Annotated in this window: 13 protein-coding genes; 5 read left to right on the top strand and 8 right to left on the bottom strand. The window is 71.5% G+C overall.

Going from position 1 to position 19,439, the window contains the following annotated elements:
• Window positions 1-10: 10 nt before the first annotated feature.
• A complete protein-coding gene (locus ACH4S9_RS33435; protein ID WP_398375318.1) occupies window positions 11-4,519 on the top strand; it encodes a Tat pathway signal protein in 4,509 nt (1,502 codons plus the stop codon).
• A gap of 154 nt (window positions 4,520-4,673) precedes the next feature.
• Window positions 4,674-6,644 carry an amino acid transporter gene (locus ACH4S9_RS33430; RefSeq protein WP_398375316.1) on the top strand — a complete coding sequence of 657 codons (1,971 nt, stop codon included), beginning with the start codon at window positions 4,674-4,676 and terminating at the stop codon, window positions 6,642-6,644.
• An 8-nt stretch (window positions 6,645-6,652) separates the two neighbouring features.
• On the opposite strand, the gene kdpC is transcribed toward ACH4S9_RS33430, so the two are convergent.
• From kdpC to kdpF, 4 genes are read right to left on the bottom strand one after another with little or no spacing between them, the layout of a single operon-like run.
• Window positions 6,653-7,255, bottom strand: coding sequence for a potassium-transporting ATPase subunit KdpC (gene kdpC / locus ACH4S9_RS33425; protein ID WP_358844986.1), 603 nt, complete (start codon window positions 7,253-7,255; stop codon window positions 6,653-6,655).
• A 49-nt stretch (window positions 7,256-7,304) separates the two neighbouring features.
• Window positions 7,305-9,392 carry a potassium-transporting ATPase subunit KdpB gene (kdpB, locus tag ACH4S9_RS33420; RefSeq protein WP_311723173.1) on the bottom strand — a complete coding sequence of 696 codons (2,088 nt, stop codon included), beginning with the start codon at window positions 9,390-9,392 and terminating at the stop codon, window positions 7,305-7,307.
• Window positions 9,392-11,056 carry a potassium-transporting ATPase subunit KdpA gene (gene kdpA, locus ACH4S9_RS33415; protein WP_398375314.1) on the bottom strand — a complete coding sequence of 555 codons (1,665 nt, stop codon included), beginning with the start codon at window positions 11,054-11,056 and terminating at the stop codon, window positions 9,392-9,394. Before kdpA ends, kdpB begins: the two co-directional genes overlap by 1 nt.
• Window positions 11,053-11,145, bottom strand: a complete 93-nt coding sequence (kdpF, locus tag ACH4S9_RS33410) for a K(+)-transporting ATPase subunit F (RefSeq protein WP_398375313.1) — start codon at window positions 11,143-11,145, stop codon at window positions 11,053-11,055. Before kdpF ends, kdpA begins: the two co-directional genes overlap by 4 nt.
• Before the next feature lie 303 nt (window positions 11,146-11,448).
• Here kdpF and ACH4S9_RS33405 point away from each other — a divergent pair, with 303 nt between their 5' ends.
• The 3 genes from ACH4S9_RS33405 to ACH4S9_RS33395 are packed head-to-tail and all read left to right on the top strand — an operon-like array spanning window position 11,449 to window position 15,050.
• Window positions 11,449-13,731 (top strand): DUF4118 domain-containing protein, encoded by a 2,283-nt coding sequence (locus ACH4S9_RS33405; protein WP_398375310.1) that lies wholly within the window; start codon window positions 11,449-11,451, stop codon window positions 13,729-13,731.
• A gap of 33 nt (window positions 13,732-13,764) precedes the next feature.
• On the top strand, window positions 13,765-14,103 hold the full coding sequence (locus ACH4S9_RS33400; RefSeq protein WP_311723177.1) for a PadR family transcriptional regulator: 339 nt from the start codon (window positions 13,765-13,767) through the stop codon (window positions 14,101-14,103).
• On the top strand, window positions 14,100-15,050 hold the full coding sequence (locus ACH4S9_RS33395) for an HAAS signaling domain-containing protein (protein WP_398375307.1): 951 nt from the start codon (window positions 14,100-14,102) through the stop codon (window positions 15,048-15,050). The genes ACH4S9_RS33400 and ACH4S9_RS33395 overlap by 4 nt, the downstream gene beginning before the upstream one ends.
• A gap of 7 nt (window positions 15,051-15,057) precedes the next feature.
• Here ACH4S9_RS33395 and ACH4S9_RS33390 read toward each other — a convergent pair whose 3' ends face one another.
• The 4 genes from ACH4S9_RS33390 to ACH4S9_RS33375 are packed head-to-tail and all read right to left on the bottom strand — an operon-like array spanning window position 15,058 to window position 19,321.
• A complete protein-coding gene (locus tag ACH4S9_RS33390; protein WP_385345037.1) occupies window positions 15,058-16,554 on the bottom strand; it encodes an AMP-binding protein in 1,497 nt (498 codons plus the stop codon).
• Window positions 16,551-16,853, bottom strand: coding sequence for a phosphopantetheine-binding protein (locus ACH4S9_RS33385; protein ID WP_311723180.1), 303 nt, complete (start codon window positions 16,851-16,853; stop codon window positions 16,551-16,553). Before ACH4S9_RS33385 ends, ACH4S9_RS33390 begins: the two co-directional genes overlap by 4 nt.
• A gap of 31 nt (window positions 16,854-16,884) precedes the next feature.
• Window positions 16,885-17,913: a 3-oxoacyl-ACP synthase III family protein gene (locus ACH4S9_RS33380; RefSeq protein ID WP_398375305.1), complete on the bottom strand. Its 1,029-nt coding sequence runs from the start codon at window positions 17,911-17,913 to the stop codon at window positions 16,885-16,887.
• 31 nt (window positions 17,914-17,944) lie between these two features.
• Entirely contained in the window at window positions 17,945-19,321 is a 1,377-nt protein-coding gene (locus ACH4S9_RS33375) for an MFS transporter (RefSeq protein ID WP_311723182.1), read from the bottom strand.
• Window positions 19,322-19,439: the final 118 nt, after the last annotated feature.

Here is a 19,439-nt window from a genome sequence, read left to right as displayed (position 1 = left end):
CGACTGCGCCATGCCCATCAGCAGAAGAACCGTGCTGCGCACCGCGGCCGCCGGCACCTCGGCCGCGACCGCCGGCGCCCTTCTCTGGACCGCCGCGCCCGCCGCCGAGGCCGCCGAGGGGTCGGCCGGGGCCGCGGGCGACCGCCGCCTCGATCTGCTCGACTTCGGCGACACGGACTCCGAGCAGGCACACGGCCTCGCCGCGGCGGACACCTCGGTCGCGGGCGGCCACGCCGGGGATCGGGCCCGGGTCGCGGGGCCGCTGGACCCGCCGGACATCAAGGGCGGTGAGCTGCGGTTCACCATGGCGGTGGACCCGGTGCGGCAGAACTACCTCACCGTGAAGTTCTGGGGCGGCGACACCTCGCCGTACAAGACCATCGCGTACATCAACGGCGAGCAGATCGGCTACCGCCGCTCCGGTGACTACGAGGCGCTGAACATCGGCACCGTGCGCCCCCTGCCCGGCCGGTTCTTCTACGCCACCGTCATGCTGCCGCTCGAGCACACCCACGGCCGCGACAAGGCCGAGATCACCCTGCGCACCTACGACGGCGCCTTCAGCGCCAAGGTCACCGCGGACTCGCGCGGCTACTACCGCGCCTACACCCACACCGGCGCGCGGTTGGCCCTCGACGACGACCCGCGGCCCGAGTTCACCCCGCCCACCGACACCGTGGCCGACCTCGCCGAGAGCGAGAAGCAGGCGCTGATCGACGGCTATGTCGCGGGTCAGGTGAAGCTGTTCGACGGCCACTCCGCGAAGGTCGACGCCTCCGCCGACGGCAGGCTGTCCATCGTCCGCTACGAGGACGAACTCCTCTTCTACAGCGGCGCGCTGGCCACCGCCGCCTGGTGTCCCGCGAAGTCGGCCGCCGAGAAGAAGGCCGCGCTGCTGCGGATCTTCAAGTGCGTCGACAACCACACCAAGGACTACTACGGCAACACCAAGCTGCTGGCGCGCGGCGGCCACCAGGGCGACTGGGGCGGCTACTACGGGGCGCTCGGCCAGGCCCTGTACATCGTCGAGAATCTGATCGACGACAACGATGTCTACGGCCGGGACGCCTTCGCGGCCTTCCTCGACGAGGAGTTCACCACCGGCACCCGGGAGGGCGAGACCTCCCTGAAGGACGTGGACTTCGACGGCGGCAGGCTCACCCGGCGGGCCGCCTGGGGCCGGGTCCTCAAGGCCAACTTCGACTACGCCCGCTCCCGTCTGTCGTACATCTACAACCAGGTGTTGTACTGCTACGAGGGCGCCTGGGAGGCCCACGAGGGGCTGCGGGTCATCGGCTCGAAGTTCTACGAGGGCAGGGCGCGCAGCCACCGCATCGCCGGCGAGTGCCTCGGCTTCGACCCCTTCCTCGGCGAGGAGGTCCTGGTCGGGCCGGACGGACAGGACCTGGATCTGTTCCACTCGCTCTTCTACCACGACACCACGGCCCGCTGGACCGAGGACTACATCCGCTACGTCATCAAGGGCCTGGCCACGTCGAAGCTCGACAAGGACGGAAACGTGGTGCGCCGGCTGCCGCTGGGCAGGCACTACACCACCATGACCGAGCGCGGCCACACCCGCGAGAACGGCTATGTCGCCAACTACGGCGAGGCGACCAACTATCTCCCGCAGTGGTTCCATCGCACCTGGGGCCACAAGGGCGACGAGGAGCTGAACGACCGGATCCTGGAGCTGTCGCTGCGCAATCTGCACGCGCGCTCCTATGCCCGCCACACCGATCTGGACAACGACCTCAAGCGGTTCATGCGCATGGAGATGGTCATCGACGAGCGCAACGCCAACTACCCGGGCTTCCCCGGCTATGTGCTGCGCCAGTCCGAGGGCAAGATCATGCTCTATGTGTCGCTCGCCCACCACATCGAGGAGCACCCCGAGCGGTACGCGGGCTCCGCCTGGGCGGACACCCGGAAATACGCCCGCGAGGCGGTCGGCTTCGCGCAGCAGCAGCTGGCCGACCACCAGTACTTCAACACCTTCTCGTCGGTCACCGGCCAGAACAAGTACGATCTGCGGCTCGGCGAGACCTACGGCTATCTGAAGGACCAGAAGCCCACCGGCATCGTCCACCCGCACACCGACTTCGCCTCCTACACCTCCGCCGAGCTGTCCGCGCTCGCGGTGCGCCGCGGCGACTACGAGCGCTTCGCGTGGGTGGACGTGGACTGCATGTTCGTGACCCTGCGGGACGGCGACACCCATCTGTTCGGCCAGCTCAACGAGCGTCAGCGCGGCTTCGCCCGCAACGGTAGGCTGCATGTGCGCCGCCCCGACCACGACCGGCTGGTGCAGCTCAACACCGACGCGGTGTTCCGGTACCGGGACTACTGGGCCCGGATGGACAACATCGACGTCGACTTCATGGAGGACCAGCAGACCGGCGACTCGGCCGCGCCGCAGGCCCTCGCGGGCGAGATCGCCCCGGTCACCTACCAGCCGGGCGTCGGCACGGTCCACCGCGAGAACTTCGAGGCCGACCACGCCTACTCCGGCTACCCCGATCTGCTCACCGCGCGCTACGGCCGCTACTTCTTCGTCTTCAACACCACGCGCGGGGTGTACGGCAACGAGCGCTCCTTCACCGTCGACCTGCCCGCCGACCACACCGGCTCCACCGTGACCGACCTGGTCTCCGGCCGGGAGCTGCCCATCGTCAAGGGCGCGGTGCGGATCGGTCCGAAGAGCGGTCTGGTGCTGAGGCTGTCCTCCGACACCGCGGCGGCCGCGCCGCCCGCCCATGTGGACTTCGTGCACACCCTGCCGGGCGACGGCGCCATCGCGGTCACCTGGCAGACCACCGCGGGCGCCACCCACTACGAGGTGCGCCGGGCGACCCGCGAGAGCGGGCCGTACACGCTGCTCGCGCCGAAGGTCACCGGCCGCTACCACCTGGACCGCACCGCCAGGCCGGGCGTCACCTACCACTACACCGTCACCGGCGTGAACGCACAGGGCTCCGGCCTGCCGTCGCACACCATACGCGCCGAGCTGCCGGCCCCCGCCTCGCCCGCGCTGCTGCGGACCGGGTGGCGCGACGACGCGCTCGGCGGCGCGCACCCCGGCAGCACCACCGTGCGCGGCGCCACGGTGCGCATCCTGGGCGCGCACGGCGACGGGCTGGGCGAGGGCGACGACTACGACGTGCTGAAGCGGGACATCGAGGACGCGCTGCACTACGCCAGCCGCCCCGCGGCCGGCAGCTGGACGCTGACCGCCCGTGTGGAGGCGGCGCGCTCCTCGCTCACCGGTCTGATGCTGCGCGACAAGCTCGCCGCCAACACCCGCTATCTGTTCTTCGGCGCCGACCGGGACGGCAACCTCGTGCTGCGCAACCGCACCCGCGACAGCCGCCACGACTGGCAGGACGACAAGCGCTCGCCGATCGTCGACCGGCTCGACGGCCACACCCTGGCCGCCACCCCGTATCTGCGGCTCGTCCGGGACTTCGCGACCCACCGGGTGCAGGCCCAGACCTCCGCCGACGGCGAGACATGGCTGACGGTCGGCACGCTGTTCACACCGCTGCCGTACGCCGTCCACGCGGGCCTGACGGCCACCGGGGACGCCACCTTCACCCGGGTGGCGCACAAGAACCTGGCGGCGCAGGCACAGCTGGTCTCGGTGGAGCAGGACGCAGGGGACACTGCCACCGTCACCGTCCGCTGGAACAAGCCCGACGACGCCATCGGCTTCACCCTGGCCCGCTCCACGAACGGCGAGACCTGGGAGAACGTGGTCGAGGACACCCGTGCCCTGGCCCACAAGGAGGACGACTTCCGCCACGGCAAGCGCTACTACAAGGTGACGGCCGCCCTCGTCGAGGGTGGCACCCGGACCACGGCCGACCCCGCCGTGGCCGTCGCCGAGACCCTCGCCCAGGTGCTGGCCCGCGCCCGGAAGACCGCTCCGGCGGACTGGACGAAGAAGAGCTACGCCGCGTTCACCACCGAGCTCGACCGGATCGAGAAGGCGGCCGACCAGTCCGGGGCCGACCAGGACGCCCTGATCGACGACGCGTACGCGGCGTATGAGCTGCTGGTGTCCGTGGACACGCTGCTCCGCGAGTTCGAGATCACCGAGGGCATGGTCCAGGCGTCCACCATCGAGTGGCCGGGGAAGGGCACCAAGGCGTCCAACGGCTGGAGGGCGTTCGACGGCGACCCGGCCACGTACACCGACACCCTGGCCGCCGAGAGCTGGATCGACATCGACGCCGGTGACAAGGGGCCGATCACCGTCGACCGGATCCGGGTGCGCCCGCGCTCGGACGCCGCGGACAAGATCCTCCGCTCGAACGGAACCGTCTTCCGAGGCTCGGCCGACGGCGGGCAGACCTGGACCGATCTGCACACCCTCAGCGGGATCTCCGCCGCCCAGCAGTACGAGGTGAAGCTCGCCGAGCGCGCCTCCTACCCGCTGATCCGCGTCTACGACGGCCACAACGGGCGCTGCAACCTCGCCGAGATCGAGTTCTGGTACCTGCTGCCCGACACCGAGTGAGGGGGCCGCTCCCGGCGTACCGTCCGCGGCACGCCGGGGGCGGCGCGCCGGGCCCGGCCACACCGCCGTGAGGCGCCGGAATGGGGCATGTCTACCCTGTTCTGGCCGCCGTCGCGGCGGTGTGTTCGGTTCGGGAAGCGACAGGAGTACGACGATGGCCACCTCCACGGATGTGGAATCCCCTCCGGAGGGGCCGGGGGAGAATCGTTTCCGCGCCTGGCTGCTCCAGGGTCTTCCCGAGACGGCCAAGCAGCGGCCGGGGCCGAACGCCGAGGCCGCCGAGGGCCACCGGGGGCAGCGCTGGTGGCGGGTGATGTGCCTGACCGGCGTCGACTACTTCTCCACCCTCGGCTATCAGCCGGGCATCGCCGCCCTCGCCGCCGGGCTGCTGTCCCCCCTCGCCACCCTGGTGCTGGTGGCCGTCACCCTGGCCGGCGCGCTGCCGGTCTACCGGCGCGTCGCCCAGGAGAGCCCGCACGGCGAGGGGTCCATCGCCATGCTGGAGCGGCTGCTGACCTTCTGGAAGGGGAAGCTGTTCGTCCTGACGCTGCTCGGGTTCGCCGCCACCGACTTTCTGATCACCATCACCCTCTCCGCGGCCGACGCCTCCACCCACCTCGTGGAGAACCCGCACTTCACGAGCGTTCTACACGGCCACGAGGTGGTCATCACCCTCGGCCTGGTCGCGCTGCTCGGCGGCGTCTTCCTCAAGGGCTTCACCGAGGCCATCGGGGTGGCGGTGGTGCTGGTCGGCGGCTATCTGGCGCTCAACGCGGTCGTCGTGCTGGTCGGGCTGTGGCATGTGCTCACCGCTCCCCACGTGGTCACCGACTGGTCCCGGGCGCTCACCGCCGAGCACGGCAACCCGCTGGTCATGATCGGACTGGCCCTGGTGATGTTCCCCAAGCTGGCGCTCGGCCTGTCCGGGTTCGAGACCGGCGTGGCCGTCATGCCGCATGTCGACGGCGGCCCCGGCGACACCGAGGAGCGGCTCGCCGGGCGGATCCGGGACACCAAGAAGCTGCTCACCACCGCCGCGGTGATCATGAGTGTCTTCCTGATCGCCAGCAGCTTCATCACCACCCTGCTCATCCCCCAGGACGAGTTCGAGGCCGGCGGCCGGGCCAACGGCCGGGCGCTGGCCTACCTGGCGCACGAATACCTGGGGTCCGTGTTCGGGAGCGTCTACGACGCCGCGACGGTCGGCATCCTGTGGTTCGCCGGAGCCTCGGCCATGGCCGGGCTGCTCAACCTGATGCCGCGCTATCTGCCCCGGTACGGCATGGCGCCCCACTGGGCCCGCGCCGTGCGCCCCATGGTCATCGTCTTCATCCTCATCGCCTTCCTGGTCACCTGGATCTTCGACGCCGACGTCGACGCCCAGGGCGGCGCCTACGCCACCGGCGTGCTGGTCCTGATGACCTCCGCGGCGATCGCCGTCACCATCGCTGCCCGGCGCGCCGGGCAGCGCGGCTGGACCATCGCCTTCGCCGTCATCTCCGCCGTCTTCGGGTACACCACCACGGTCAACGTCGTGGAGCGGCCCGACGGTGTGAAGATCGGCGCCTGCTTCATCGCGGGCATCATCGCCGTCTCGCTGCTGTCCCGGCTGGCCCGCGCCTTCGAGCTGCGCGTCACCGACGTGGAGCTGGACGCCATGGCCGAGCGGTTCGTCCGCGACGCCGCCACCCGCCGCATCCGGTTCATCGCCAATGAACCCGACAGCCGCGACGCGGCCGAGTACCGCGACAAGATCCACCAGATCCGGGCGGACAACGACATCCCCGCCGAGGAGGACTTCGTCTTCGTCGAGGTCACCGTGCGCGACCCCTCCGACTTCGAGTCCGCGCTGCGCGTCCACGGCGAGGTGCTGCACGGCCGCTACCGCGTGCTCACCCTCGACGGCTCCAGCATCCCCAACTCGCTGGCCGCGCTGCTGCTGCACGCCCGGGACCTGACCGGGCGACAGCCGCACATCTACTTCGAGTGGACGGAGGGCAGCCCCTTCGCCCAGTTCCTGCGGTTCTTCCTGTTCGGCCAGGGCGAGGTCGCCCCGGTCACCCGTGAGGTGCTCCGCGCGGCCGAACCCGACCGGGCCCGCCGTCCCCATGTGCACGTCGGCTGAGCCGGCGCTCATCCGACGTCGGCCAGCGCGGCGTTGAGTTCGACGACGTTCACCCGCTCCTCGCCCAGAAAGCCCAGGACCCGTCCCTGGACATGGCCGGAGACGAGCTTCCGCACCTCCGCCGGCCGCAGCCCGCGGGCCTTGGCGACGCGGGCGGCCTGCTGGTAGGCGTAGGCCTTCGAGATATGCGGGTCGAGGCCGGAGCCGGAGGCGGTGAGGGCGTCGGGCGGTACGTCCTCGGGGGCGACCCCGTCGAACGCGGCGATCGCGGCGCGCCGCCGCTCGACCGCCTTGACCAGGTCCGGGTTGTTCGGCCCCAGGTTGGAGGCGCCGGAGGCCAGCGGGTCGTACCCGCCCGCGGAGGGGCGGGGCTGGAACCACCGTGGGTCGGGGCGCTTCCCGGGGATGCCGAAGTTCTGGCCGAGCAGGCTGGAGCCGACGGTCCTGCCGTGGCGTTCGATGCGCGAGCCGTTCGCCTGGCCCGGGAACGCCGCCTGGGCCAGGCCGGTGACGGCGAGGGGGTAGAGGACGCCGGTCACCACGGTGAACACGAGCAGCATCCGCAGGGCGGACAGGTGGTGGCGGACCGCGAGTGGGAGGGGGCCGGGCATGGGATCGCCTTCCTCTGTCGTGTTCCGTGTCGTCCGTCGTTCCGTGTCGTCAGCGGAGTCCGGGGATGAACTGGACGATCAGGTCGATGAGTTTGATGCCGAGGAAGGGCAGGACGAGCCCGCCCAGGCCGTAGACCCGGATGTTGCGGCTGAGCAGGGCGGCCGCCGAGGACGGCCGGTAGCGCACCCCGCGCAGCGCGAGCGGGATCAGCGCGACGATGATCAGCGCGTTGAAGATGATCGCCGAGGCGATGGCCGAGGTCGGGCTGTGCAGCCGCATGACGTTGAGCCGGTCAAGACCCGGGTAGACCGCCGCGAACATCGCCGGGATGATCGCGAAGTACTTGGCGACGTCGTTGGCGATCGAGAAGGTGGTCAGCGCGCCACGCGTGATCAGCAGCTGTTTGCCGATCTCGACGATCTCGATCAGCTTGGTCGGGTTGGAGTCCAGGTCCACCATGTTCCCGGCCTCCTTGGCGGCCGAGGTGCCGGTGTTCATGGCCACCCCGACGTCCGCCTGGGCGAGCGCGGGGGCGTCGTTGGTCCCGTCGCCGGTCATCGCGACCAGCTTGCCGCCCGCCTGCTCGCGCCGGATGAGCGCCATCTTGTCCTCGGGCGCGGCCTCGGCCAGGAAGTCGTCCACCCCCGCCTCGTCGGCGATCGCCCGGGCGGTCAGCGGATTGTCGCCGGTGATCATGACGGTGCGGATGCCCATGCGGCGCAGCTCCTCGAACCGCTCGCGCATGCCGTGCTTGACGACGTCCTTGAGGTGGATGACGCCCAGCACCCGGGCGGCGCCGTCAGTGCGCTCGGCGACGACGAGCGGGGTGCCGCCCGCCCCGGAGACCCGTTCCACGACGCCCTGGACCTCGTCGCCGGGGTGTCCGCCCTGTGTGGTCACCCAGGCGGTGACTGCCGCGGCGGCGCCCTTGCGGACCTGTCGGCGCTGGATGTTCACGCCGCTCATCCGGGTCTGGGCGGTGAAGGGCACGAACTCGGCGCGGCCCAGCTCGCCCTCGTCCCGGGCGCGCAGTCCGTGCCGCTCCTTCGCGAGGACGACCACCGAGCGGCCTTCAGGAGTCTCGTCGGCGAGCGAGGAGAGCTGGGCGGCGTCCGCGAGCTCGTCCACGTCCACCCCGCCGACCGGCAGGAACTCGGCGGCCTGGCGGTTGCCGAAGGTGATGGTGCCGGTCTTGTCCAGCAGCAGGGTGTTGACGTCGCCCGCGGCCTCGACGGCGCGGCCGGACATGGCGAGCACATTGCGCTGGACGAGCCGGTCCATGCCGGCGATGCCGATCGCGGACAGCAGCGCGCCGATGGTCGTCGGGATGAGCGCGACCACGAGGGCGATCAGGACGACGATGGTCTGCTCGGCGTGTGCGTAGATGGCGAACGGCTGGAGGGTGACGACCGCGAGCAGAAAGATGATGGTGAGCGAGGCGAGCAGGATGTTCAGCGCGATCTCGTTCGGCGTCTTCTGCCGGGCGGCCCCTTCCACCAGGGCGATCATCCGGTCGATGAAGGTCTCCCCCGGCCTGGAGGTGATCTTCACGACGATCCGGTCGGACAGCACCTTGGTGCCGCCGGTCACCGCGGACCGGTCGCCCCCCGACTCCCGGATGACCGGGGCCGACTCTCCGGTGATCGCGGACTCGTCGACCGACGCCACGCCCTCGACGACATCACCGTCGCCCGGGATGATCTGCCCCGCCTCGACGACCACATGGTCGCCCAGCCGGAGCTGAGCGGCCGCCACCTCCTCCTCGGCTGTGGTCCCGGCGCCCGGCCGCCAGTCGACGAGCCGACGGGCGACCGTGGCGGTCTTGGTCCGGCGCAGTGTCTCCGCCTGGGCCTTTCCGCGGCCCTCGGCGACGGCCTCGGACAGGTTGGCGAAGACCGCGGTGAGCCAGAGCCAGACGGTGATGACCCAGGCGAAGACACTGGGGGTCTTGACGGCCGAGAGGGTGGTGAGGAGCGCCCCGACCTCCACCACGAACATGACCGGGTTCTTGACCATGGCCCCGGGGTGGAGCTTGCGGACCGCGTCGGGAAGGGAGGTGAGCAGCTGCCGGGGATCGAGCAGACCGCCCGTGACGCGCTGTGTCTGCACCGGGGGTCCGGCAGTGGTCGGGGACATCAGTGCAGCCCTTCCGCGAGCGGCCCCAGGGAGAGCGCGGGAAAGTAGGTGAGGCCGACAACAATGAGGACCACGCCGGTCAGCAGCCCCACGAACTGCGGCCGGTGGGTGGGCAGGGTGCCCGCGGTGACCGGCACCGGCTGCTGCCGTGCCAGCGACCCGGCCAGCGCCAGGACGAACACCATGGGCAGAAAGCGGCCGAGGAGCATGGCCAGGCCGAGCACGGTGTTGTACCACTGGGTGTTCGCGCCGAGCCCGGCGAAGGCGGAGCCGTTGTTGTTGGCGACCGAGGTGAAGCCGTACAGCACCTCGGAGAAGCCGTGCGGCCCGTGGCCCCGCATGGCGGCCCGCTCGCCGGGCAGCGCCATGGCCACCCCGGCGCCCACCAGCACCACCGCCGGGGTGGTCAGGATGTACAGGGACGCGAACTTCATCTCCCGGCCGCCGAGCTTCTTGCCCAGGTACTCGGGGGTGCGGCCCACCATCAGCCCGGCCACGAAGACCGCGACGACCGCCAGGACGAGGATGCCGTAGAGGCCGGAGCCGGTGCCGCCGGGCGCGATCTCGCCCAGCATCATGTTGAAGATCGTCATACCGCCGCCGAACGGCGAGTAGGAGTCGTGGAAGGAATTGACGGCTCCGCAGGAGGTGAGCGTGGTGGACGCGGCGAAAAGGGCCGAGGCCCAGACGCCGATGCGCTGCTCCTTGCCCTCCGTCATGCCGCCCGCCGCGTGGCCCGCCTGGCTGCTGACGCTGTGCAGCTCATTGACGGTCACGATCGCGACCGAGGCCGCCCAGATCAGGGCCATGACCGCGACGATCACGTATCCCTGGCGGTCGTCCCCGACCATCCGGCCGAAGGTGCGCGGCAGGGAGAACGAGATCACCAGCAGCAGGTAGATCTCCAGCCAGTTGATGAAGGGGTTGGGGTTCTCGAAGGGGTGGGCGGAGTTGGCGTTGTAGAAGCCTCCGCCGTTGGTGCCCAGCTCCTTGATGACCTCCTGTGAGGCGACCGGGCCGCCGGTGAGGCTCTGGTGGTCCCCGGCGAGGGTCGGGATCGACTCGACGCCGTGGAGGTTCTGGATCGTCCCGCCCGCGACCAGCACGATCGCGAAGACGAACGCGAGGGGCAGCAGCACCCGCAGCACGATCCGGGTCAGGTCCACCCAGAAGTTGCCGACCCGGTCGGTCTTCTCGCGGGTGAAGCCGCGGATCAGGGCGGCGACGACGGCGATGCCGACGGCCGCGGAGGCGAAGTTCTGCACCGCGAGCCCGGCCATCTGCACCAGATGGCCGAGCGCCACCTCGCCCGAGTACGACTGCCAGTTGGTGTTGGTGACGAAGGACGCCGCGGTGTTGAAGGCCTGGGCCGCGGGCATCGGCTCTCTGCCCAGTGACAGCAGCAGATGGTTCTGGAGCCGCAGGAACGCGTACAGAAAGAGGACGGACACCGCGGAGAACGCGAGCACGCCGCGCAGATAGGCCGGCCACCGCTGGTCGGCGTCGCCGTCCACGCCGCCGAGCCGGTAGACCAGCCGCTCGGCACGCAGATGCCCGGGGGCGGTCAGGACATGGGCGAGGTAGTCGCCCAGCGGCCGGTACGACAGGGCCAGCGCGGCCACCAGCGCAAGGATCTGAAGCCACCCCGCGAGGGTGCCGTTCACGAGAACTTCTCCGGGAAGAGCAGCGCCACCACGAGGTAGACGAGGAGGGCCACGGCCACGACGAGCCCGATGACGTTCTCGACGCTCACAGCCGCTCGACCCCCCTCGCCACCAGTCCGATGACGGCGAACACCGCGACGGTGACCGCGATGAACAGCAGGTCCGGCATAGGGGCACCACTCCGACCAGTCGTGAGCCGACGCCCCTTGTTAGCGCGCCCCCGACGCCCGGCCCCAGGACCTCGACGGTGCCTCGCCGTAAATCCGGCCGATGGAGTGAGCGCGCCGCGCCCCTCGGACGCCAGGGTGTCGCCGCGAGCGCACCATGGAGGTGCGGGGCGCGTGATCGCGCCATGTCGCAGAGCCGAGAGCAGAGCCGACAGGAGTCCGCCGATGGCCCGTGGACGGTTGCGGATCTATCTCGGGGCGGCCCCCGGGGTCGGCAAGACGTACACCATGCTCCACGAGGGCCAGCGGCTGCGGTCCCTGGGGACCGACGTGGTCGTCGGACTGGTCGAGCCGCACGGGCGGCGTCCGACGGCGGCGCTGGCCGAGGGGCTGGAGACAGTGCCCCGGCGCACCGTGGTCCATCGCGGGGTGTCCCTGACCGAGATGGACCTCGACGCGGTCCTGGCCAGGCGCCCCCAGGTCGCCCTGGTCGACGAGCTGGCCCACACCGATGTGCCGGGGTCGCGCAACGCCAAGCGGTGGCAGGACGTCGAGGAGCTCCTCGACGCGGGCATCGATGTCGTCACCACGCTCAATGTCCAGCACCTGGAGTCGCTGAACGACGTCGTGCGGCAGATCACCGGGGTCACCCAGCACGAGACGCTGCCCGACGAGGTGGCGCGCCGCGCCGACCAGATCGAGCTCGTCGATCTGCTGCCCGAGACGCTGCGCCGGCGTCTGGTGCACGGCGATGTCTATCCCCCGGACCGGATCGAGACGGCCCTCACCCACTACTTCCGGGTGGGCAACCTGACCGCGCTGCGCGAGCTGGCCCTGCTGTGGCTGGCCGACCGGGTGGAGGAGGGCCTCCAGCGCTATCGTGCCGAACACGGCATCACCGCCCCGTGGGAGACCCGGGAGCGCATTCTGGTCGGCCTGACCGGCGGCCCGGAGGGCGAGACCCTGATCCGCCGCGCCGCCCGGATCACCGCGCGCACCCCCGGCAGCGAGCTGCTGGCCCTCCATGTCGTGCCGGGCGACGGGCTCGTGCGGAGCGACCCGGCCGCGCTGTCCCATCAGCGCACCCTCGTGGAGTCGCTGGGCGGCGGCTATCACCAGACCACCGGCGAGGACATCCCCGAGGCGCTGCTCCAGTTCGCGAAGGCCGAGAACATCACCCAGATCGTGCTCGGCGCCAGCCGGCGCGGCAGGTTCTCGCTGCTGCTGCGGGCCGGCGTGGGGCAGCGCACCATCCACCGCTCGGGCCCCATCGATGTCCACATCGTCACCCACGAGGCGGCGGCGGGCGCCTCCGTGCCCCGGCCGCCCCGGCCGATCCGGGGCACCGGACCGGTGCGGTACTGGTCCGCGATCGCCGGGGCCGCGCTGCTGCTGCCGCTGCTGACCCTCGTCCTCACCGCGCTGCGCGGCACCCTCGGGCTGCCCGGTGCCCTGGTGCTCTACATGCTCGCCGTCGTGCTGACCGCTCTGGTCGGCGGGCGCCTGCCCGCGCTGCTCACCGCGCTCGCGGCGGCCCTGCTCACCGACTACTACTTCACCCCGCCACTGCACTCCCTGAAGGTCGAGCGCGCCGTGGACATCGTCGCGCTGGTGGTGTTCTTCGCCGCCGCGTGGCTGGTGGGCACCGCGGCGGGGGTGGCCGCCCGCCGTACGCACCAGGCCATGCGCGCGACGTCGGAGGCGCGGGCGCTGAGCCGGATGGCGGCGGCCATGATGCGCGGGGAAGCCCTGCCGACGCTGCTGGAGCAGGTGCGGGAGAACTTCTCCCTCGCCGCGGTCAGCCTGCTCGAACGCGATCCGGAGCACGGCCCCGAGCCCCGCTGGTACGTCGTCGCCAGCGCCGGGGCACGGCCGCCGGAGCGCCCGTACGACGCGGATGTGGAGGCGCGCGTCGACGACCGGCTCACCCTGGCCGCCCGCGGCCCCGGCCTCAGCGGCGACGACCGCCGCATCCTCGCCGCGTGTGCCACGCAACTCGGCATCGCGCACACCCGGGGCGGGCTCGCCCGGGGCGCCGCGGGGGCGGAGCCCGAGGAGCCGGGTCGGCCGCGCGCCGGAGCCCTCTATCTGCGCCCGGTCGACCTGGACGAGGTGCTGACCGCGGCCCTCGACGACCTCGGCCCCGGCGGCCACTCCATCCTGCTGCGGCTGCCGGAACAGCTGCCCGACGTCATCGCCGACGCCGCCCTCCTCGCCCGGGTGCTGGCCACGCTGGTGGCCGACGCCCTGCGCAACAGTCCGCCCGACGCCCCGCCGGCCCTCACCGCCGAGGTGGAACCGGACCGGGTGACGGTCCGGATCTCGAGGCCGACCGCCGACGACATGGCCGGCGCGCCGGCGGGGCGCGAGGGTGAGGGCTCCGCGCTGCGGCTGTCCCGGGATCTCGTCGAGGCCATGGGCGGCACCGTGGAGCACACCGCCGACGGCGCCCCCTCGGTGACGATCACCCTCCCGACCTCGGCGCCACGCCCCGGCCCGCAGGGGTGACATTAGTGTGTGCCGCACAGTATCGTGTGACGTGTGTCCGTAGAAGATCTGACCCTTGCCCAGGCTCAGGAGCTTCGCCGCGGGACGGTCGTGCTGGCCTGCCTGGCGCTGCTCCGGAAGCCGAGTTACGGCTACGCGCTCCTGGAAACGCTCAACGACGCGGGGGTTACCGTCGACGGCAACACCTTGTACCCCTTGCTGCGCCGACTGGAGAAGCAGGGCCTGCTCACCAGCGAATGGAACACCGACGAGTCAAGGCCGCGGAAGTTCTACCAGGTCAGCCCCGATGGGTCCCGGGTCCGCAGCGGCCTGGTGCGCGAGTGGCAGGACCTCGTCGCCTCGATTTCACGACTTACGGAGGAGAGTGGATGAGTACGAGTGTGCTCACCGAACGCTATGTGCACGAGGTCGTCCGGCGGCTCCCGGCCGACCAGCGGGAGGACATCGCCGAGGAGTTGCGCACCACCATCGCCGACACCGTCGAGGGGCGCGGTCCGGCCGACCCGCGCGTGGCGGAGCGCGAGGTGCTCAGAGAGCTCGGCGACCCGGTGCGGTACGCCGCCCGTTACTCGGAGCGCCCGCTCGCCCTGATCGGGCCCGACCTCTACTCCACCTATATCCGGCTGCTGGTCACGCTGTTGTGCACCGTCCTGCCGGCGATCACGTTCGGGGTCGTCGTGCTGGATGTGCTGGACGACGACGACCTGGGCGCGGCGATAGGCGGCGGCATCAGCACGTTGTTCACGCTCGGCTGTCAGATCATCGCCGTGCTCACCGTGGTGTTCGGCGTGCTGGAGCGGGTCCGTCACCGCAAGGGCGTGGTCGACGCCGCCACCTGGACACCCGACGATCTGCCCGAGGTGCGGGAGCCGGACAAGGGCGGCGTCGCGGCCTGCGCCGCGGCGGTGTGGGTGACGCTGCTGTTCGGGCTGATCATCTGGCAGCACACCGCCGAGCCCTACCGGATGGACGGCGCGGGCGGGGACGGCAAGCACATCGAGGTGCTCGCCCCGGGGCTGTGGTCGGGCTGGATCTGGCCGATGCTCGCCGGGCTCGCCGGGCTCGCCGTGGTCCAGCTGGCCCGGGTGGCGGCGCGCGGCTGGACGATCCCGCTGGCCACCGGAAACGCCGTGGCCCAGGCGCTGTTCACGCTGCCCCTGGCCTGGGTCCTCTACCAGCGGGACTTCTTCAACCCGGACTTCCTCAAGGACGCCGAGACCCTGTGGTCGTCCTCGGACCAGGCCTATGCCGGGACGGCGCTGATCGTGCTCGCCGTGGGCGTGAGCGGAGTGTTCAAGAGCTTCCGCGCGGCGCGGTGACGTTCAGTTAAGCTTCGGCGGCGAGCAGGGACTCCCTGATCCGGTTCCGGTCGACCTTGCCGGTGGAGGTCCTGGGCAGCGGGTCGGTCACCGTCTCGATCACGCCCGGGATCGCCGCCCGAACCGTGCGCTCCGCGCAGTACTGCCGCAGGGCCAGCACCCCCACGGAGCCCGGCTCGGCGAGGCGCAGCCGCGCGTGCAGACGGTGTCCGGCCACCGGGTCGGGGAGCGCGACGACGGCGGCCTCGGCCACCGCCGGGTGCTCCAGCAGGATGGACTCGACCTGCTGGGTGCTCACCTGGAACCCCCGTACCTTCACCATGAAATCGGTGCGTCCGAGCACGCTGAGGGAACCGTCCTCGTGCCGGGTGGCGATGTCGCCGCTGCGGTAGTAGACGAGGCCGGGGACGCCGTCCGGGTGCGGGCCGAACTTCGCGTCGTTCGGCACATTCGCATAACCCGCGGTCTGGAACGGGGTGTTGACGAACAGCTCGCCCTGTCCGGGGCCGGTCAGGGCGCGCCCGTCCGCGCCGACGATCAGCCAGCTCACACCGGGCAGCGGGCGGCCGATCGGCAGCGGGACGCGGACGGCCCGGTCGCGGTCCACCTCGTGGAGGAAGCTGTTGTTGGTCTCGGTGCAGCCGTAGTTGTTGTACCAGCGGGCGTACGGGAAGACCGCGGAGAGCCCGGACAGCACCCGCGCGGGCATGCTGTCACCGGCGAAGACGAGATGCCGGGCCACCTCCAGCGGCTCCTCACCGGCCGACGCCTCCATGAGCAGTTGGAAGAGCAACGGCACGCCCTGGATCAGCGAGACGCGGTGGTCCGCCACCAGATCGCGCAGATACCCGGCCGAGGCGCCCCGGTCGGGGTCGGCCAGCACGACGGTGCCGCCGTACGTCAGGGTGGTCCACACATCCAGCAGGCACAGGTCGAAGTTGAGTGGCGCGTAGTTGAGGACGGTGGTGCCCTCGGCGATCCCGAAGGTCTCGGCCCCCCACGCGGTGAACCGGGTGACCGCGCCGAACGACAGGGGCACGATCTTAGGGAGGCCGGTCGAGCCGGAGGTGGTGAGCATGAAGCCGATGGCGTCGTCGTCGACCGGAGCGGGCGGCAGGTGTTCCCCGGCGCCCCCGGACACCGCGTCCGGGTCCACCACCCCGTCGATCAGCGGGCCTTCGGCCAGGCCGAGCACGGCCTGGCAGCCCGCCTGCTGGTACAGCTCCTTGGCCGGTGTCTCGGGCAGTTCGTGGGACGGCAGCAGAAGGCGGCGGCCGGCCATCAGAGCGCCCAGCACCAGGGCCACCGCCCCGGGGGACTTGCGCATCCGCAGACCCACCGGCCGGGCGGCGTCCGGGGCGGCGGTCACCACCTGCGTACGCGCCCGGCAGGCCATGGCGTACAGCTCGCCGTAACCGACCGCGCGGCCCTCCCAGATGAGCGCGGGGGCGGTGGGCCTGGCGGCCGCGTGGCGCGCGAACTCCGTCACGAATGTGCGGGTCATGCCCTCCCCTCCCCGGCCGCCGCGCGCTCGGCCGTGATGCGGATGGCGCGCACCGAGCGGAAGCCCCGGGTGGTCAGCGCCTCGTCGGGGACGGCGACGCCATGGCGGTCGGCCAGCCATTCGGCGATCCGCAGCACACCGAGGCTGTCGATCACGGCGGTGGCCAGCAGGTCGTAGTCCGCGTCGAGCTCGGCCGGGTCGACGCCGGGCAGAAACCGCTCGACGACGAAGGCGGCGATGTCGTCCTCGGAGACGGCGGGCGCGGTCGCCGGAGCGGCGGCGTGGGGCTGTGCGGGCATGGGGTTTCCCTCCACTGGTCGCTGACTTCCCTCACGCCTCGATGAGCGTGCAGAACCAGTGCATGCCCGGCGCTGCCACACCCACGAGGGCCACCAGATCCCCCGGCGACACCTCTCCGGCCTCGAGATGCCGCCGCAGACAGATCAGCTGGTCGGCGGCGCCCATGTGGCCCAGTTCGCGGGCGAGTGCGGCGTTGGTGCGCTCGATGGGGAGGCCGACCGCCTCGGCGGCCTCGCGGATCGTCTGCTGGTTGTCGTTGAGGTAGATGAGGCGGGAGAGCTGAGTGCGGCCCTTTCCCGCGCGGGTGAGGGCCTGGTCGACCACGTCCGCGATCCGCCCGCTGATCTCCTTCATGAACACCTGGAAGCGCTCGGGGTCGCGGCCGAAGTGGCGGAAGATCCCGGCCATCGGGTCCGCGTGCAGATCGGCCCGGCCCGCGGGCGGCAGCGGAGCGGCGGAGCCGCCGAACTCGACGCGGAAGAAGTCCGCGTACTCGGGATTGGTGAAGTGGGCCGAGGAGAGCCGCCGCAGGCGTGGATGGCCACGCCGCAGCACGGCCGCCACGGCGCCGTCGCTGGCGATCGCGCCGTTGAAGTCCATCCGGTTGGTGTGCGCCTCGCTGGCCACATTGACCAGGGCCACCAGCACGGTGTCGGTGTCGGCCGAGAGGGCCATCGCGCCCGCCGCGTGGTCGAGCGCCACCGACCAGGCGGCGCACACCTGGGTCAGCAGCACGGTGGGGGTGCCGTAGGCGCCCAGCGCCCTGGCCACGGCCGCCGAGGAGTCCCAGCCCAGGTACTCGGGGATGTCGGAGTGGCCGACGACGATCAGGTCGATGTCGACGATGTCGAGTTCCGCCTCGGCCAGGGCCGACCTGGCGGCCTCGGCGGCGAGGTCGGTCGCGGTGACACCGCCGGCCACCCGGTGGTAGGTCTCGTACCCGAGGGTGCCGACGACCTCGGGATCGGGTACGTACTCGGCCGCCGTCCCGGCCACCCCACGGCGTTCGCCGAAGGCCGTGCCCGTCGCGACGATGCCCATCTCCACTGAAGTGGCCACGTGTTGTCCCTTCGCTCCCACAGGTGGGTGTTCACCGCTTCAGGGTCGAGCCCCCGGCGTGCGGGTGATCGGGTTCGGGTTCGGACGGACGGCCGGCCGCCGGGGGCGGGGCCGGAAGTTCGGCCACCTCGGCCAGCGGGATGTCCAGGACGCTCAGTTGGCGCCGGGCGGTGTGCAGCGCGATCGCCAGCAGGGCCATGGCCACGGCCAGGATCAGCACGGCCGCCTCCACCCCCAGGGCGTCGGCGAGGACCCCGGCCGCCAGCGGGCCGATCCACTGCATCGCCTGGAAGAAGAACTGGCCGGTCGCGGCGACCCGGCCCAGATACGCGTCCGGGACCAGCCGCACCTCGTACGACTCGATCACGACGTTCATCGGCACCATGCTGGTCATGCCGAACATCAGCACCAGGCCGATCTGCCATGGCTGGGGCACCAGCGCCACGACGGCGAAGGACGCCACGAAGACCCAGGCGGACAGCAGCAGAACCCGCCGCGCGCCCAGCCTCCGCATCAGCCACGGTCCCGCGACGGCCCCGATGACACCGCCGGCGACCGCCAGCGAGGTCGCGACACCGACCGCCGTCGGCCCGCCGCCGCGGTGCCGCACCAGCACGATGAACAGGAGGGTGAGCCCCTGCGCCACGGTGTTGAGCAGAGCCCCCCACGCGAGGGTGAACACCAGGTAGTCGCTGCGTCTGATCAGGCGCAGGCCGTCCCTCATGTCCGCGGCCAGACCGGTCCGCCGCTCGCCGTCGGCACGCCGGTCCGGGCCGAGGGGGCGGCGGATGAGGAGCGAGCTCAGAGTGATGAACACGAAGGAGACGGCGTCGAAGAGGAACGGGATCCAGCGGGCCATGGAGTACAGCAGCCCGCCGAGGGGGGCGCCCACGAGCTGGACCACCATGTCGCGGCCCATGCTCTGCGCGGTCGCGTCGGCGATCTGCTCCTTGGGAACGATCCGGCGCAGCACCGGCGTCGAGACGCCGATCTTCAGCCCGGCGGCCAACCCGCCGACCAGCGCCAGCGCGTCGAGCGCCAGGACCGATGGATCGCCCCGGTACACCAGCAGGGCGACGGCGGCCATCGAGGCCGCCTCGGCCAGGGGGACCAGACACAGGATGGCGCGGCGCGACACCCGGTCCGCCAGCGCCCCGCCCACCGCCAGGGTGGCGAGTTTGCCGAGCATGTGCAGGACGGTGATGGTGCCCGCCTGCGTCGCCGACCCGGTGGTGTAGAGCATGAGCAGGGGGAAGGCGAGCGTGGAGACGCTGGTGCCCAGCGTGGACAGGCCGTTCCCGGACCACCAGTACAGATAGTCGCGGTCGCGCCACAGCGACGGCGGGCTCCCCTGAGCGCTCTGTGTCTCCTCGGCCTTCTCGGGCCCCTCGGGACGTGACCGCGCCATCGTCTCCGCCCCCCTGTCCGTTCACCGTGTCGCCCGTCCGGGCCTGCGCAGTGGATCTCGCGCAGCATGCTGGTCGATGCGTCACGACGCGGGCCAGGCAGTACACCGGCAACTCACG

The organism is Streptomyces sp. NPDC021225 (assembly GCF_044332865.1).
Taxonomy (GTDB): Bacteria; Actinomycetota; Actinomycetes; order Streptomycetales; family Streptomycetaceae; genus Streptomyces.
This window is presented reverse-complemented; position numbering and strand designations above follow the sequence as displayed.